This is a genomic window from Candidatus Vallotia laricis (assembly GCF_020541325.1).
Taxonomy (GTDB): domain Bacteria; phylum Pseudomonadota; class Gammaproteobacteria; order Burkholderiales; family Burkholderiaceae; genus Mycetohabitans; species Mycetohabitans laricis.
The window spans coordinates 93302-106842 of sequence record NZ_CP047399.1 but is presented as its reverse complement, the minus strand read 5'-3'; the positions used below and the strand labels follow the sequence as shown (position 1 = coordinate 106842).

Genomic DNA, 13541 nt, shown 5'->3' with positions numbered 1-13541 from the left:
ACTCAGCAGAAGGCACCCCCCATCAGAAACGCACTAAAGCTGTTATAAACACATCATTCAATTCAATGTCTATTAGAAACCGACAACTGTTTTACACATACGTCGTATGTAGAAAACACTTTAATCAGATGAGTGATATGGTCTTCTGACCGACGACGCTATTATCGAACGTGACTATATCCGATCTCCATATAACAGTCGGTCTACTATTATTAGGCATAATGCTGAGTGTTTAAGGAGAAAAATCCAACACGTTTGTTGGTGTGTACTTTATTTCGATTTCTGATCTGCATGATCACCGCCTTCTTTCTGGTAATAATGTAGCTAAGGTACATGAGGTTCTAGTCTATGTTAGACTAAAAATCCTCTAGCACTTTAAACTCTATTTCCGAGCTCCTGACGCCCAATAATAAGGGTATCAACACAATAGTCACTTACTTGTGACATTGAAACAAAGCGCTGAATAGAAAATAGATATCTCCAAACATGCAGCCTATTCTTTATTTTAGATCTTTACACAGCTAAGATTATTTCTAGTTGATACTTCTCTCTTAGTAAATCTCGGAGCCTGGTATTATAACGGATCCACTTAAGGCTTAGACAATTTGAACGCGATTCCAGAGCTGTCTGATTAATCGCCTAGACTAGCCATGCGATGTCGACCGATTGTTATCTGTGATATTAACATTGTATCATTCTAAATTCGACGAGTTTATCCGGAGATACCTGATAATGAAGTGAGAATAAGTAGGTATCCAGCACTCTGTCTAAAATCTCTTTGTACGCGTGGACCTAGTAACGCTGAATAAGTATGATCATCCCAATTTCAAACCAGCAATATCGAATTTAGTCGATTTGCTAGCGGTTGATTAATTACACTATGTATTACTAATAATCCGCACCTATTCAGATAGGTTGGGAAGAATTGCGTTGCCTGTTCCGCTATAATTGCAAGTTCGTGTTTTAGTATTTCCATGCAATCGACGACACCTGACGCCCCCTTTCTTTCAGCTAGTACTAAGCATAAGCGCACGTCATGGTGTCGTCTTTTACTTGCACTAGTCAGCCTGCTAGTCGGAACGACCTTAGCACTGGGGTTAATGCTGTACTATGTTGTGATTATTGCTGGTCGTAATCTTCCACCATTAAACGCACTGACAGACTATCATCCTAAAGTGCCGCTTCGCATCTATACAAAGGACCATGTACTAATTGGTGAATTTGGCAAGGAACATAGAAATATTGTACAACTTACTGAAGTTACGGAGACAATGAAAAAAGCGGTACTAGCGATCGAAGACTATCGCTTTTACGATCATAGTGGCGTCGACTTAACCGGCATTCTTCGTGCTGGTATGACCAATTTCACTCGTGGTAGTAATGCGCAAGGCGCTAGTACAATTACGATGCAAGTGGCACGAAACTTCTTCTTGTCTAGCGAGAAAACTTACACTCGTAAATTATATGAAATCCTACTTGCGTATAAGATTGAGTCAGCGTTAACAAAGAATAAAATTCTCGAAGTTTATATGAATCATATTTACCTGGGACAACGAGCATACGGCTTCGCAAGCGCGGCCCGCATATACTTCGGTAAAGATTTAAAGAACTTAACACTCGCTCAGGAGGCTATGCTGGCTGGCTTACCTAAGGCACCATCGGCATATAATCCAATAGTGAATCCTCGGCGGGCTAAGATTCGTCAGGAATACATTCTGCAACGTATGCTTAAGTTGCACTATATCAATACAGATCAATATAATTCGGCGATACATGAGCCAATCGCACTTAAAACGGTAGGTACCTCATGCAGCGTACACGCTGAGTACGTAGCGGAGATAGTGCGACAATTAATATATTCTCAGTATCGCGATGAGACTTATACGCGCGGCTTTAATGTCATAACGACGATTCATTCATCGGATCAGGAAGCCGCATACCACGCCGTACACAAAGGCGTCATAGACTATGATCGGCGTCATGGTTATCGAGGACCAGAGGGGTTTGTTAAATTGCCGAGTAATTCCGTCGAGCGGGAACGGGCGATCGATGACGTATTACTTGAGCATCCAGATAACGGTGATCTAATTGCCGCTGTCGTCACTAAAGCTAGTTTACACGAAGTTAGAGCTTCTTTAATAAATGGAAATACCGTCATCATTCAAGGTGAGGGGCTACGTTTTGCAGCTGCGTCTTTATCTGGGCAGGCCAATCAGAAACAGCGCATCCATCCAGGATCCATTATTCGGATCACTAAAGATGCACATGGTTTTTTTAGTATTATTCAGTTGCCGCAAGTTGAGAGCGCACTTATCTCACTTACGCCCCAAGACGGCGCAATCCGATCGCTCATTGGTGGCTTTGATTTTAATCAGAGTAAATTTAATCACGTTACGCAGGCATGGCGCCAGCCCGGTTCAAGCTTTAAGCCATTCATCTATTCCGCTGCCTTAGATAAGGGTCTAGGTCCGTCAACAATTATCAGTGACGCACCGCTATACTTTGCATCAAGCACTCCTGGCGGCCCGGCTTGGGAGCCGAAAAACTATGGAGGTAACTATTCTGGTCCGATGACGATGCGCACTGCGCTACAGAAATCGCAGAACCTTGTGTCAATCCGAATCCTAGGCTATATCGGTATAAATTACGCAAAACAGTATATTATGTGTTTTGGTTTCGATGAAGATAAACATCCTGCATACCTTCCAATGGCGCTTGGTGCAGGAATCGTCACGCCATTACAGATGGCTGCTGGGTATGCGGTATTCGCCAATGGCGGTTACTACGTCAATCCACATTTAATTTCCGAAGTTACAGATGCACGCGGCCAGCTTATCGCGCAAGCGCGGCCGGTAGTTGCAGAGAAAAATGCGCCGCGTGTGATAGATGCCCGCAATGCGTACATTATGAATAACATGCTAATCGATGTTGCACAGAACGGAACAGGCTCTAAGTCGAATGTGTTGCAGCGTGTTGACATCGGTGGCAAGACCGGTACGACTAATGAATCGCGCGATGCTTGGTTCGCTGGCTACCAACACACTCTGGTAGCAGTCGTATGGATCGGTTTTGACAGCTCACATAGCTTAGGTCCTCGTGAAACCGGAGGTAAACTCGCATTGCCCATTTGGATTGATTACATGGGCCAGGCACTTAAAAATAAGCCTACATACACTATGCCCATCCCACCCGGCATAAAAGAAATTGATAGCGAGCTGTACTACGATAGTATGCTGCCAGGCGCAGGCTTTATTGAAACAGTAGGAATGTCTTCCTCGGTAAAGATTGGGGAATTAACAAGTGATACCCCTGACTTAGGTATCAATACGAGTGTTGATACCTTTGATCGAGTGTTGATAAATCCAAACGATAGTACATCCTAGAACTATTCTGGGACTAGTAAGCACACTTGTCCTGAACGTGATATGATGTATTCGCGGTATGCTTAGCTAATTTGAATTAGCTCTTGTAGATCAACTAAAGTTTTTATCTATCCTGTATTGATGCTGGAGAAAGTTACATCTATGATCACCCAGCATTTATATTTACGTAATTGTCTGTACAGTGCCAATTTAGCTGAGCTCAAAATAATAAATATTCTTCAAGCTAAATAGTTAAATCGAAAAAGTTTTTTATGCGCGTAGTTTTAAGGATTATTAAACATTGTAGTAGTTCTGCGTGTACGCGCTTTTAAGTAGCTTGTTGGGTATGTTTGTCTAGGCGGTTACTATGCGTCTGTGCGCAACGCGCGGCGGGCCTTGATACTTGCCGAGTGTGCACTACTACCTCTTGTGGGCATTATCACATACAATCAGAGTCTACTTGTGTCGTCGTCTAGGACGAGGCATACAACCCGCATCTACGATATCACCCTCCAATTCATTTGTGCTTAGCCATCGAATCATATCCGACCCCCCCTATTCCCCAGCCCACCCCCTCTCAATTGATTGATTATGGTCAATGCCTTTACCTATCTTGATAATCAACTTCATGCTGAAAGAGTCCCTGCTAGCATGCTTGCCGAACAATATGGAACGCCGCTCTATGTCTATTCACGAGCCGCTCTAACAGATGCATATCGCTCATATGCAGACGCATGCACTGGCCGTCGAGCGAAAGTACATTTCGCTGTCAAAGCCAATAGTAATCTTGCTGTCTTGAGTGTATTTGTACGTTTAGGCGCTGGATTTGATATCGTTTCTGGTGGCGAACTAGCTCGCGTGCTTGCTGCAGGTGGAAAGCCGAATGATGTGGTGTTTTCCGGCGTCGGAAAAAGTGCCGCTGAAATGCGTATTGCGTTAGATATGGGTGGATGCTGCTTTAACATCGAGTCTTTAGCTGAACTGGAGCACCTAAACCAAGTTGCTAGTGAATCTGGCCGAATCGCACCAATATCGCTGCGAGTAAACCCTGATGTTGATGTAAAAACTCATCAGTATATTTCAACAGGTTTAAAATCGACAAAGTTCGGTGTTGCCTTCGATGATGCACGAGCAACATATCGTGCGGCGCTAGGCATGAAATACTTGCGAATTACTGGCATTGACTGCCATATCGGCTCTCAAATTACTGAAATTTCGCCTTACCTTAATGCTATTGATAAGATACTCGAGTTAGTTGTCCAAGTAGAATCAGATGGCGCGCTAATCCAACATATTGATATCGGTGGCGGATTAGGGATTCGCTATCACGACGAAACGCCCCCAAATATTGGCATGTTCGTAAAGACAATATTAGACCATTTCACTCAACGCGGACATAGTCATCGTGAAATCTGGTTCGAACCTGGCCGTTCGCTGGTCGGAAATGCAGGAATCTTACTCACCCGAGTTGAATATTTAAAGCCCGGACCAGTTAAGAATTTTGCGATTGTCGATGCAGCGATGAATGATCTCATTCGTCCAGCTATGTATAACGCGTACCATACTGTTGACGCAGTTACGCCACGTAATAACCAGCCTTTGGTGACCTATGACATTGTAGGTCCGGTGTGCGAAAGTGGCGATTGGTTGGCTCGAGATCGTCCGTTTATCTTGGAAACTGGCGATCTGCTTGCAATACGATCGGTGGGAGCATATGGGTTTGCGATTAGCTCAAATTATAATAGTCGCCCCAGAGCTGCCGAGTTACTTGTAGATGGTGCTCAAGTGCATGTCGCTCGCCAACGTGAAACAATTACTAAGTTAATGGATGGGGAATTAGTATTGCCAGACTATATATAAAGTAACCACGTTGATACGTGTATGCAATGTTCACCTTTACTTTAGCGGGCGCAGTATACAGTTAGCACTGACTAGAGTTTGCCGTTGTTATGCAAGGAGATATACCAAGAAAATCTTTAACTATCTCTAGTATACCTATTTAATCTGGCATGACAGTTAATATGGCTAAGCTTCTAATGTGGTTATCGACTAAAGTTAATAACCACTCCCCTACCTCTATAACCAAGTAATCGTATTATTAAACGGTCAGTAATTTACTGTACCATACAATTAACTTTCCGTTCGTAACTACTCGTCTAGGATATCTCATCACTATCTCTTTCCCGCCTTAGTTGATTATTAGCGATCTTATGCACTTTCTATATCAATCCCGTTTTTTCACAACTGTCAACCATCTTCATGATCTTCCAGAAACAGTACAACCAGAGGTAGCATTTGCAGGACGCTCTAACACTGGTAAGTCTACTGTGATTAATGTGTTATGCAACCAGAAGCGGCTAGCATTCTCCAGTAAAACACCAGGACGTACGCAGCATATTAATTACTTCGCAGTTGGGCCATCGAGCATGCCTGTTGCGCATCTGGTAGATTTACCAGGATATGGGTATGCCAAAGTTTCTAACGCCACAAAGAGATATTGGGAAGCACTACTTAGTCAGTATTTGATAACACGGACACAGATCCGTGGCTTGATTCTTGTAATGGATTCTCGACGGCCATTCACAGAATCAGATCAGCATATGATTCGGTGGTTTAGCAAAACCACATATCCGATCCATATTCTGCTAACTAAATGTGATAAGTTATCGCATAGTGAAGGTATAAATGCGCTGCGTACTGCGCAGGAATCTGCGACTGTTTATCAGATTACTGGTCTGCATCACAAAATCACAATACAGCTATTCTCATCCATCAAGCGTATCGGCCTAGACCAAGCGCACACACTATTGAAACACTGGCTAGTGCCTAATATTAATTTATAATCGGACAAATATTTGATTTTCTATAAAAAATATGGATATAAAAACTGGTAAAAATTTAAATTCACTTTACTCAAGTTATACAATAGACTAAATTTTTTGTCAAATGACAGGAAAACACTCTGAAAAAGTAATGGAATTATCAATGATAATAATCCAGAAAATAAATAAGTAAATAAGCGCTTAATAACTTTTGTAATGCAGCCAGAACTGGTATGCATCGCAATAATTTTGTTGATGCATGAGAGTTTCTTAATAGAAGAAATGCTATTTTATAGTATATAGCGTCGAGGTATTTATTTTTTTAATTAGCACTGCTATTATAGACGTAGCACATGCGTTACTAGTTTATTAATTTTATAAGTATAGCTGAACAATAGCAGCATTTTATTAATCGTTGTTTATGGAGATTAAAGTCACAGTAAATATACTAAGATATAACACCGCTCATTCCACAGATTAATTAGCTTAGCTGAAGCATAATAAAATCATATTTAAACTCATTGGCATATATACTATACTAATAAATAGTGCAGTGCATACTACACTATTTATATGGGTGAACTTTTTTAAGTTATAGATACTATATCAACTATATCCTAATATATATTAAATTTAAAAGCTTCCCCGGAACTAGAAAAAACTTAATAATATATATTAAAATAATATACTGTGTTTATTATTGTGACAAATTTTCTAACTTATAAAAGTTAGTATATAATCACTGTTATGAATTTATAGCTAGCCTGAATTTCTCTAATGAAATGCACTTAAATATATTTAATATAAAAATATAGCTTTATATTAGAATATAACTATCAGCACAGATTACATAAAAATGTAATTATTGAAGCAATTTAGTAAATTAATTAAACATGTCAACTAATACTGTATTACCCGAGCGTAATACTCCATGTTAATCTAAAATGCATAGATAGGCGATGATGTATCAGACCAAAACAAAATTTCTGAATAGGGATGATTTTTAGCAAAAAATTTTTTTAACTTAGTGCATATTTTACCGCTACTCTCTTAATAAGAGAGTACTTGATTAGTATATCTAGCCTTTCTTGCTAGTGATAGATTGAATAAAGTGACGCAAGTTGCATCGCAGCTAACCTATTATTTAATACAGTGCTGGAAAGTGTTTCTACGGAATACATGTAATGTATGTCAATATAAGAATATTGGTTGATAACATACAACATTCAATGTTGTGAAAACTTAATGGTGTCTATATATTGCACTACTTTTGTTTTTTCCAAATATAGAGCTTATTTGTTTTCTACGGCTTTTATTGTGCTATTAATAATCGGACTCTCCACTAGCTCAACCAGAGCCATGGGTGCATTATCACCAACGCGAAAACCAAACTTTAAAATCCGAAGATAACCACCTGAGCGCGTTGCATAACGTGGACCCAATACTTCAAACAACTTTGACACAGACTTATCGTCACGTAATCGCGCGAAGACAAGTCGTCGGTTTGCAACGGACGATTTCTTGCTAAGCGTAATCAGTGGTTCAATAACTTTACGCAGCTCCTTTGCTTTGGGCAAAGCCGTCTTGATAGACTCGTGCTTAATTAACGAATTCGACATATTTCGGAGCATTGCTAATCGATGACTGCTCGTGCGGTTTAATTTTCGCAAACCGTGACGGTGACGCATTTTAATTTCCTTAATTCAGAGTTTTTACTCACCAAGAGTAGCTGGCGGCCAATTTTCTAATCTCATGCCGAGCATTAAACCACGCGAAGAAAGCACCTCTTTAATCTCGTTTAATGACTTTCGGCCTAGATTCGGTGTTTTTAGTAGCTCATTCTCAGTACGCTGAATTAGATCGCCAATATAGCAAATATTCTCGGCTTTTAGGCAGTTTGCAGATCGAACTGTTAGCTCGAGATCATCAACAGAGCGCAGAAGAATTGGATTAATCTGTGGTGTACGCAAAGGCGTTTCAGCTATTGCTTCAGTACCTTCAAGTGCTGCGAACACAGATAACTGCTCAACTAAGATGCGAGCTGATTGACGAATCGCTTCCTCAGGCGACATAACGCCATTAGTCTCAATATTCATTACAAGTTTATCTAGGTCTGTACGCTGCTCGACACGCGCACTCTCAACTGCGTAGCTAACCCGACGAACTGGTGAGAACGATGCATCGAGAAGGATACGACCAATAACCTTAGCACTTTCATCGCCATAGCGGCGTATGTTACCCGGAACATAACCACGTCCCCTCTCAACTTTAATCTGTATATCAAGCTTACCACCCTTTGAGAGATGAGCAATAACGTGATCTGGATTTACGATATCGCAATCATGAGGTACATTGATATCACTAGCAGTCACTATACCCTCGCATGCTTTTCGTAAGGTAACAGTAACTTCGGTGCGATTATGTAACTTAAATACTACACCCTTGAGATTTAACAGAAGATTAATTACATCTTCTTGAATGCCATCAAGAGTTGAATACTCATGAACGACCCCAGAAATCATTACCTCAGTCGGAGCATAACCGATCATTGATGATAATAAAACACGGCGGAGTGCATTCCCTAAAGTATGACCATAACCACGCTCAAACGGTTCCATAACCACTTTTGCATGGTTATCGCCAAGCGAATTTACCAAAATAATTTTGGGCTTTAACAGACTAGTTTGCATAGGTTTTTTCAATACCCTCGGCTCGTTACACCGATAAGGCTAGGCCCCGAGTGATAACCTGAAAACGAACAGCTGAAACACCTATATATACAGGTGTAAATAAGCAGCTCTACTATTAAGATGATTAGCGCGAATATAATTCAACAATTAAGCTTTCGTTTATATCGCCAGCAATATCGCTACGCTCAGGTACTTGTTTAAAAGTACCCTCAAATTTTTTTGTGTCAATCGATAACCAGCTTGGAAAGCCATTTTGCTCAGCTAGAGATAACGCTTCTTGAATTCGTATCTGTTTTTTTGCTGGCTCGCGTACAGTAAGTACATCACCAGCTTTTACTCGAAAGGATGGAATATTTACTACTTGAGTATTTATAAGGATTGTCTTATGACTGACTAGCTGCCGAGCTTCAGAACGCGTTGATCCAAAGCCCATACGATATACAACAGTGTCTAAGCGCGACTCAAGCAATTGCAATAGTGTTTCGCCGGTATTGCCTTTTCGGCGATCGGCTTCAGAAAAATAACGACGAAACTGACGCTCAAGTACACCATAAATCCGCTTGACTTTTTGCTTTTCGCGCAATTGCAGACCATAATCAGATGTGCGCGCACCCGACGTACGACCATGCTGTCCAGGCTTGCTATCGCTTTTACATTTATCGGTGAATGAACGACGTGCGCTTTTCAAGAAAAGATCAGTGCCTTCACGACGAGACAGTTTTGCTTTTGGACCGGTATATCGTGCCACTTTGCAATTCCTTAACATTAATTCACGAGGACCTGGTCGATCTCGCTAGTTTGTGCTTTTTAGACAAACGGTGGGCTTATTTAGTATTTATGTTAACAGTCACTTTATACGTAACAGCAAGCTTTTATGAGTCACTTTTTTAGATACGACGCCGTTTCGGCGGACGACATCCATTATGAGGCATAGGAGTTTCATCAGAAATAGTAGTTATTTTAATTCCGAGACCATGAAGAGCTCGAACCGCTGATTCACGACCCGGCCCAGGACCTTTGATCCGAACCTCGAGATTTTTTATACCGTATTCTATCGCAACGCGGCCAGCTGATTCAGCTGCAACTTGTGCGGCAAATGGAGTTGATTTTCTGGAACCCTTAAATCCTTGACCACCAGACGTTGCCCACGCTAGGGTGTTACCCAGGCGATCTGTGATCGTAATAATTGTATTATTAAATGACGCATGAACATGTACTACGCCCTCTGCGATACTTTTTTTGACTTTTTTTCGAACGCGTTGTGCTGTGCTGCTATTTGAAGCTTTAGCCATTAAGTTTTCCTATAACTATCAGTTCTGTCTACTTCTTTAGCGCTTGAGCTGCACGACGTGGACCTTTACGAGTACGCGCATTTGTGCGAGTGCGCTGACCACGCATCGGCAAACCCTTGCGATGACGAACACCTTCATAGCATCCAATATCCATTTTACGCTTAATATTCATCGTCATTTCACGGCGTAAATCGCCTTCGACAATAAATTTTGCAACTTCATCCCGCAGCTTTTCAAAATCTGCATCGGTCAGTTCTTTAACGCGTTTTGAGGTATTAACACCAGATAATGCACAGATTAATCGTGCACGCGAGATGCCAATACCAAGAATTGCCTGCAAGCCAATCACGGTATGCTTATGAACTGGAATATTTACCCCTGCGATACGAGCCATTGTTTTTCCTTAAATAAAAAACACCCAAGCGAAGCTTTAGCCTTGGCGTTGCTTATGACGAGGATTTAAACTACAAATAACACGTACAACACCTTTGCGCTTAATAACTTTACAATTGCGGCAAACGCACTTAACCGATGCCATTACTTTCATATATTATCTTTTTCTCAGTTACTTTGCCCGAAACACAATTCGCGCACGAGATAAATCGTAGGGTGTTAATTCCAGTGTTACTCTATCGCCGGGAAGAATTCTAATATAGTGCATACGCATTTTCCCCGAGATATGCCCCAATACAATATGACCATTTTCGAGTTTGACTCGAAATGTTGCATTAGGGAGGTTCTCAAGAACCTCTCCTTGCATCTGAATAACATCGTCTTTGGCCATATTTTTGTATTCAACGCATCGGAAAGTTACTACTCTTAAAATTAGCTTTCTTGAGTAGCGATTCATACTGTTGTGACATAACATACGACTGCACCTGCGTCATAAAGTCCATTGTTACAACGACAATAATTAGTAGCGAAGTACCTCCAAAGTAAAACGGTACGTTCCAGTGTAGCACTAAGAATTCTGGCAAAAGAGATATAAATACAATGTAAGCTGCGCCAGCTAGCGTTAGGCGAGTAAGAATTTTAGCAATATAACGCGAAGTGTGATCACCTGGACGCACCCCTGGAATAAAAGCACCACTTTTTTTTAGGTTTTCTGCCGTTTCTTTGCTATTAAATACTAATGCTGTATAGAAAAAACAAAAGAAGACAATAGCCAATGAATATAAAATTACATATAAAGGTTGTCCTGGTTCTAACATCAACATAAGCTTATGAAGCCAACGTATACTAGCACTAGTGCTTACCCAGTTAGCAATAGTCGTAGGTAATAAAATAATAGATGACGCAAAAATCGGCGGAATCACACCCGACATATTTAACTTTAATGGTAAGTGTGAAGATTGACTACTATAGACTTTTTTTCCAACCTGGCGCTTTGCATAGTTTACGAGGATTTTTCGTTGCCCCCGTTCGATAAAAACTACTAAATACGTGACTACAGCAATTAGTGCAATAATAATAATTGCAGAAATAATGCTGATTGACCCGGTATTTACTAATTCAAATAAACTAGAAACTGCATTCGGAAAGCCTGAAGCAATACCACTAAAAATAATAATTGAAATCCCATTTCCTAAACCACGCTCAGTAATCTGCTCACCAAGCCACATGAGGAACATTGTTCCTGTTACTAATGTTACTACAGCTGTAAAGCAAAACATTATACCTGGATTAATTACTAAATTTGGTCGACTTTCAAGAGCAAGCGTAATACTAAAAGCCTGAAAGACTGCTAACGCTACTGTAGAGTAACGTGTGTAGTAAGCAATCTTACGTTGACCAGTTTGCCCCTCTTTTTTTAAGGCTTCTAATTTCGGAGATACAATTGTAAGCAGCTGTATAATGATTGATGCCGAAATATACGGCATGATTCCCAGCGCAAATATCGTAAACCGCGATAGCGAGCCACCCGAAAACATGTTAAACATGTCTAAAATACCACCGGACTGACTTTGGAAAAGCTTGGCTAGCTGATAAGAGTTAATTCCCGGAACTGGGATATGCGCACCAATGCGGTAAACAATTAATGTTAGCAATAAAAAAATTAGCCGCCGACGTAAGTCACTAAACCGTTGCTTACCGCGACTAGTTTTTAAAAAAATGGGACTGTTAGCCAAAAACTCTCTCCGTAGTAAGTCTAAATAATCCTGTATTACAAAAAGACTTACTTAGCAAATAATCTGCCCACCTGCAGCTTCAATTGCGGTACGGGCATTTTTTGTGATACTCAGTCCTTTAATTATCACTTTTCGGCTAATTTTACCGGTTGCAATAATTTTTGCGTTTTTGATAAAGGCGCCGACAAGATTGCTTCGTTTCAATTCTAGTAGATCAATTTCTTCAGCCAATAACTTTTCTAGATCTCTTAAACGCACCTCACAAACGTATCTCTTCATCAGTGAAGTAAATCCGCGTTTAGGCAAACGGCGTTGCAATGACATTTGTCCACCCTCAAAACCTACCTTATGGAAGCCACCTGAGCGTGACTTTTGACCCTTGTGACCACGGCCAGCAGTTTTACCCAGACCGGATCCAATGCCACGTCCAGGGCGACGCTTGGCGTTTCTAGAGCCTAGAGCTGACTTGAGATTATTTAGTTGCATACTCACCCCTTAAGCTCGCATAGTACTTAGTCAACAATCTTAACAAGGTATGAGACTTTATTAATCATGCCCCGTATTGCGGGTGTATCCTGAAGTTCACTAACCGAATTTAAGCGACGCAAACCGAGACCGCGCACTGTCGAACGATGCGTATCTCGAGTACCAATTAAGCTTTTTACAAGTCGGACTTTGATAGTTTTTTCAGACATAGTGACTACCTTTGCCTCTTAGCTTAAAATTTCTTCTATACTTTTGCTGCGCTTAGCTGCAATTTCACTTGGAGTAGACTGACGGCGTAAACCATCGAGTGTGGCACGAACAAGGTTGTACGCATTCGTCGACCCGTGACTTTTTGCTACGACATTTGTTACACCCATTACTTCAAACACTGCGCGCATCGGGCCACCAGCAATTACTCCCGCACCTAGCTTAGCTGGTGCAAGTAAAACTTTTGATGCACCATGTTTTCCATCTACCTCATGTTGCAGAGTGCCGTTTTTTAGGGGCACCTTAAACATATTTCGGCGAGCCTGCTCCATTGCTTTTTGGACGGCGACCGGAACCTCTTTAGCTTTACCTTTTCCCATACCTATCCGGCCATCACCATCACCGACTACTGTCAGTGCAGCAAAACCAAGAATTCGGCCACCTTTTACAACCTTAGTTACACGATTAACCGATATCATTTTTTCGCGTAGACCATCATCACGCTCACTAGCCTGAATCTTCGCCTGCATTTTTGCCATAACGAATCTTATCC

Annotated in this window: 14 protein-coding genes; 3 read left to right on the top strand and 11 right to left on the bottom strand. The window is 41.1% G+C overall.

Annotation, left to right across the window (positions count from 1 at the left end; all coding sequences use genetic code 11):
• The first annotated feature begins 974 nt into the window (after positions 1-974).
• From GKR41_RS00575 to yihA, 3 genes are all read left to right on the top strand, one after another.
• Entirely contained in the window at positions 975-3383 is a 2409-nt protein-coding gene (locus tag GKR41_RS00575) for a penicillin-binding protein 1A (RefSeq protein WP_226809915.1), read from the top strand.
• 570 nt (positions 3384-3953) lie between these two features.
• Entirely contained in the window at positions 3954-5222 is a 1269-nt protein-coding gene (gene lysA, locus GKR41_RS00570) for a diaminopimelate decarboxylase (protein WP_420885658.1), read from the top strand.
• Positions 5223-5572: 350 nt separating this feature from the next.
• Positions 5573-6205, top strand: a complete 633-nt coding sequence (gene yihA, locus GKR41_RS00565; RefSeq protein ID WP_226809914.1) for a ribosome biogenesis GTP-binding protein YihA/YsxC — start codon at positions 5573-5575, stop codon at positions 6203-6205.
• Between the two features lie 1271 nt (positions 6206-7476).
• Here yihA and rplQ read toward each other — a convergent pair.
• The 11 genes from rplQ to rpsE all read right to left on the bottom strand — a co-directional run bounded on the left by rplQ (position 7477) and on the right by rpsE (position 13527).
• The gene (gene rplQ, locus GKR41_RS00560) at positions 7477-7872 is read right to left on the bottom strand and encodes a 50S ribosomal protein L17 (RefSeq protein ID WP_226809913.1); all 396 of its coding nucleotides are present in this window, start codon (positions 7870-7872) and stop codon (positions 7477-7479) included.
• Between the two features lie 24 nt (positions 7873-7896).
• On the bottom strand, positions 7897-8874 hold the full coding sequence (locus tag GKR41_RS00555) for a DNA-directed RNA polymerase subunit alpha (RefSeq protein ID WP_226809912.1): 978 nt from the start codon (positions 8872-8874) through the stop codon (positions 7897-7899).
• 124 nt (positions 8875-8998) lie between these two features.
• Positions 8999-9622, bottom strand: a complete 624-nt coding sequence (rpsD, locus tag GKR41_RS00550) for a 30S ribosomal protein S4 (RefSeq protein WP_226809911.1) — start codon at positions 9620-9622, stop codon at positions 8999-9001.
• Positions 9623-9761: 139 nt separating this feature from the next.
• Complete coding sequence (gene rpsK, locus GKR41_RS00545; protein WP_226809910.1) at positions 9762-10166, bottom strand: 30S ribosomal protein S11; 405 nt, start codon at positions 10164-10166, stop codon at positions 9762-9764.
• A 28-nt stretch (positions 10167-10194) separates the two neighbouring features.
• Positions 10195-10560, bottom strand: a complete 366-nt coding sequence (gene rpsM / locus GKR41_RS00540) for a 30S ribosomal protein S13 (RefSeq protein WP_226809909.1) — start codon at positions 10558-10560, stop codon at positions 10195-10197.
• Positions 10561-10596: 36 nt separating this feature from the next.
• Complete coding sequence (rpmJ, locus tag GKR41_RS00535; protein WP_216797222.1) at positions 10597-10713, bottom strand: 50S ribosomal protein L36; 117 nt, start codon at positions 10711-10713, stop codon at positions 10597-10599.
• A gap of 18 nt (positions 10714-10731) precedes the next feature.
• On the bottom strand, positions 10732-10950 hold the full coding sequence (gene infA / locus GKR41_RS00530; protein WP_216797223.1) for a translation initiation factor IF-1: 219 nt from the start codon (positions 10948-10950) through the stop codon (positions 10732-10734).
• A gap of 10 nt (positions 10951-10960) precedes the next feature.
• A complete protein-coding gene (gene secY, locus GKR41_RS00525) occupies positions 10961-12295 on the bottom strand; it encodes a preprotein translocase subunit SecY (RefSeq protein ID WP_226809908.1) in 1335 nt (444 codons plus the stop codon).
• 51 nt (positions 12296-12346) lie between these two features.
• Entirely contained in the window at positions 12347-12781 is a 435-nt protein-coding gene (gene rplO, locus GKR41_RS00520; protein WP_226809907.1) for a 50S ribosomal protein L15, read from the bottom strand.
• A 26-nt stretch (positions 12782-12807) separates the two neighbouring features.
• Positions 12808-12990 (bottom strand): 50S ribosomal protein L30, encoded by a 183-nt coding sequence (gene rpmD, locus GKR41_RS00515; protein WP_226809906.1) that lies wholly within the window; start codon positions 12988-12990, stop codon positions 12808-12810.
• An 18-nt stretch (positions 12991-13008) separates the two neighbouring features.
• Positions 13009-13527 (bottom strand): 30S ribosomal protein S5, encoded by a 519-nt coding sequence (rpsE, locus tag GKR41_RS00510; protein ID WP_226809905.1) that lies wholly within the window; start codon positions 13525-13527, stop codon positions 13009-13011.
• Between the last annotated feature and the right edge of the window lie 14 nt (positions 13528-13541).

Bases quoted from the DNA above. Each gene is read 5' to 3' on its own strand.
- GKR41_RS00575 (WP_226809915.1), top strand. From the start codon at position 975: ATGCAATCGACGACACCTGACGCCCCCTTTCTTTCAGCTAGTACTAAG.
- lysA (WP_420885658.1), top strand. From the start codon at position 3,954: ATGGTCAATGCCTTTACCTATCTTGATAATCAACTTCATGCTGAAAGA.
- yihA (WP_226809914.1), top strand. From the start codon at position 5,573: ATGCACTTTCTATATCAATCCCGTTTTTTCACAACTGTCAACCATCTT.
- rplQ (WP_226809913.1), bottom strand. From the start codon at position 7,872: ATGCGTCACCGTCACGGTTTGCGAAAATTAAACCGCACGAGCAGTCAT.
- GKR41_RS00555 (WP_226809912.1), bottom strand. From the start codon at position 8,874: ATGCAAACTAGTCTGTTAAAGCCCAAAATTATTTTGGTAAATTCGCTT.
- rpsK (WP_226809910.1), bottom strand. From the start codon at position 10,166: ATGGCTAAAGCTTCAAATAGCAGCACAGCACAACGCGTTCGAAAAAAA.
- rpsM (WP_226809909.1), bottom strand. From the start codon at position 10,560: ATGGCTCGTATCGCAGGGGTAAATATTCCAGTTCATAAGCATACCGTG.
- rpmJ (WP_216797222.1), bottom strand. From the start codon at position 10,713: ATGAAAGTAATGGCATCGGTTAAGTGCGTTTGCCGCAATTGTAAAGTT.
- infA (WP_216797223.1), bottom strand. From the start codon at position 10,950: ATGGCCAAAGACGATGTTATTCAGATGCAAGGAGAGGTTCTTGAGAAC.
- rplO (WP_226809907.1), bottom strand. From the start codon at position 12,781: ATGCAACTAAATAATCTCAAGTCAGCTCTAGGCTCTAGAAACGCCAAG.
- rpmD (WP_226809906.1), bottom strand. From the start codon at position 12,990: ATGTCTGAAAAAACTATCAAAGTCCGACTTGTAAAAAGCTTAATTGGT.
- rpsE (WP_226809905.1), bottom strand. From the start codon at position 13,527: ATGGCAAAAATGCAGGCGAAGATTCAGGCTAGTGAGCGTGATGATGGT.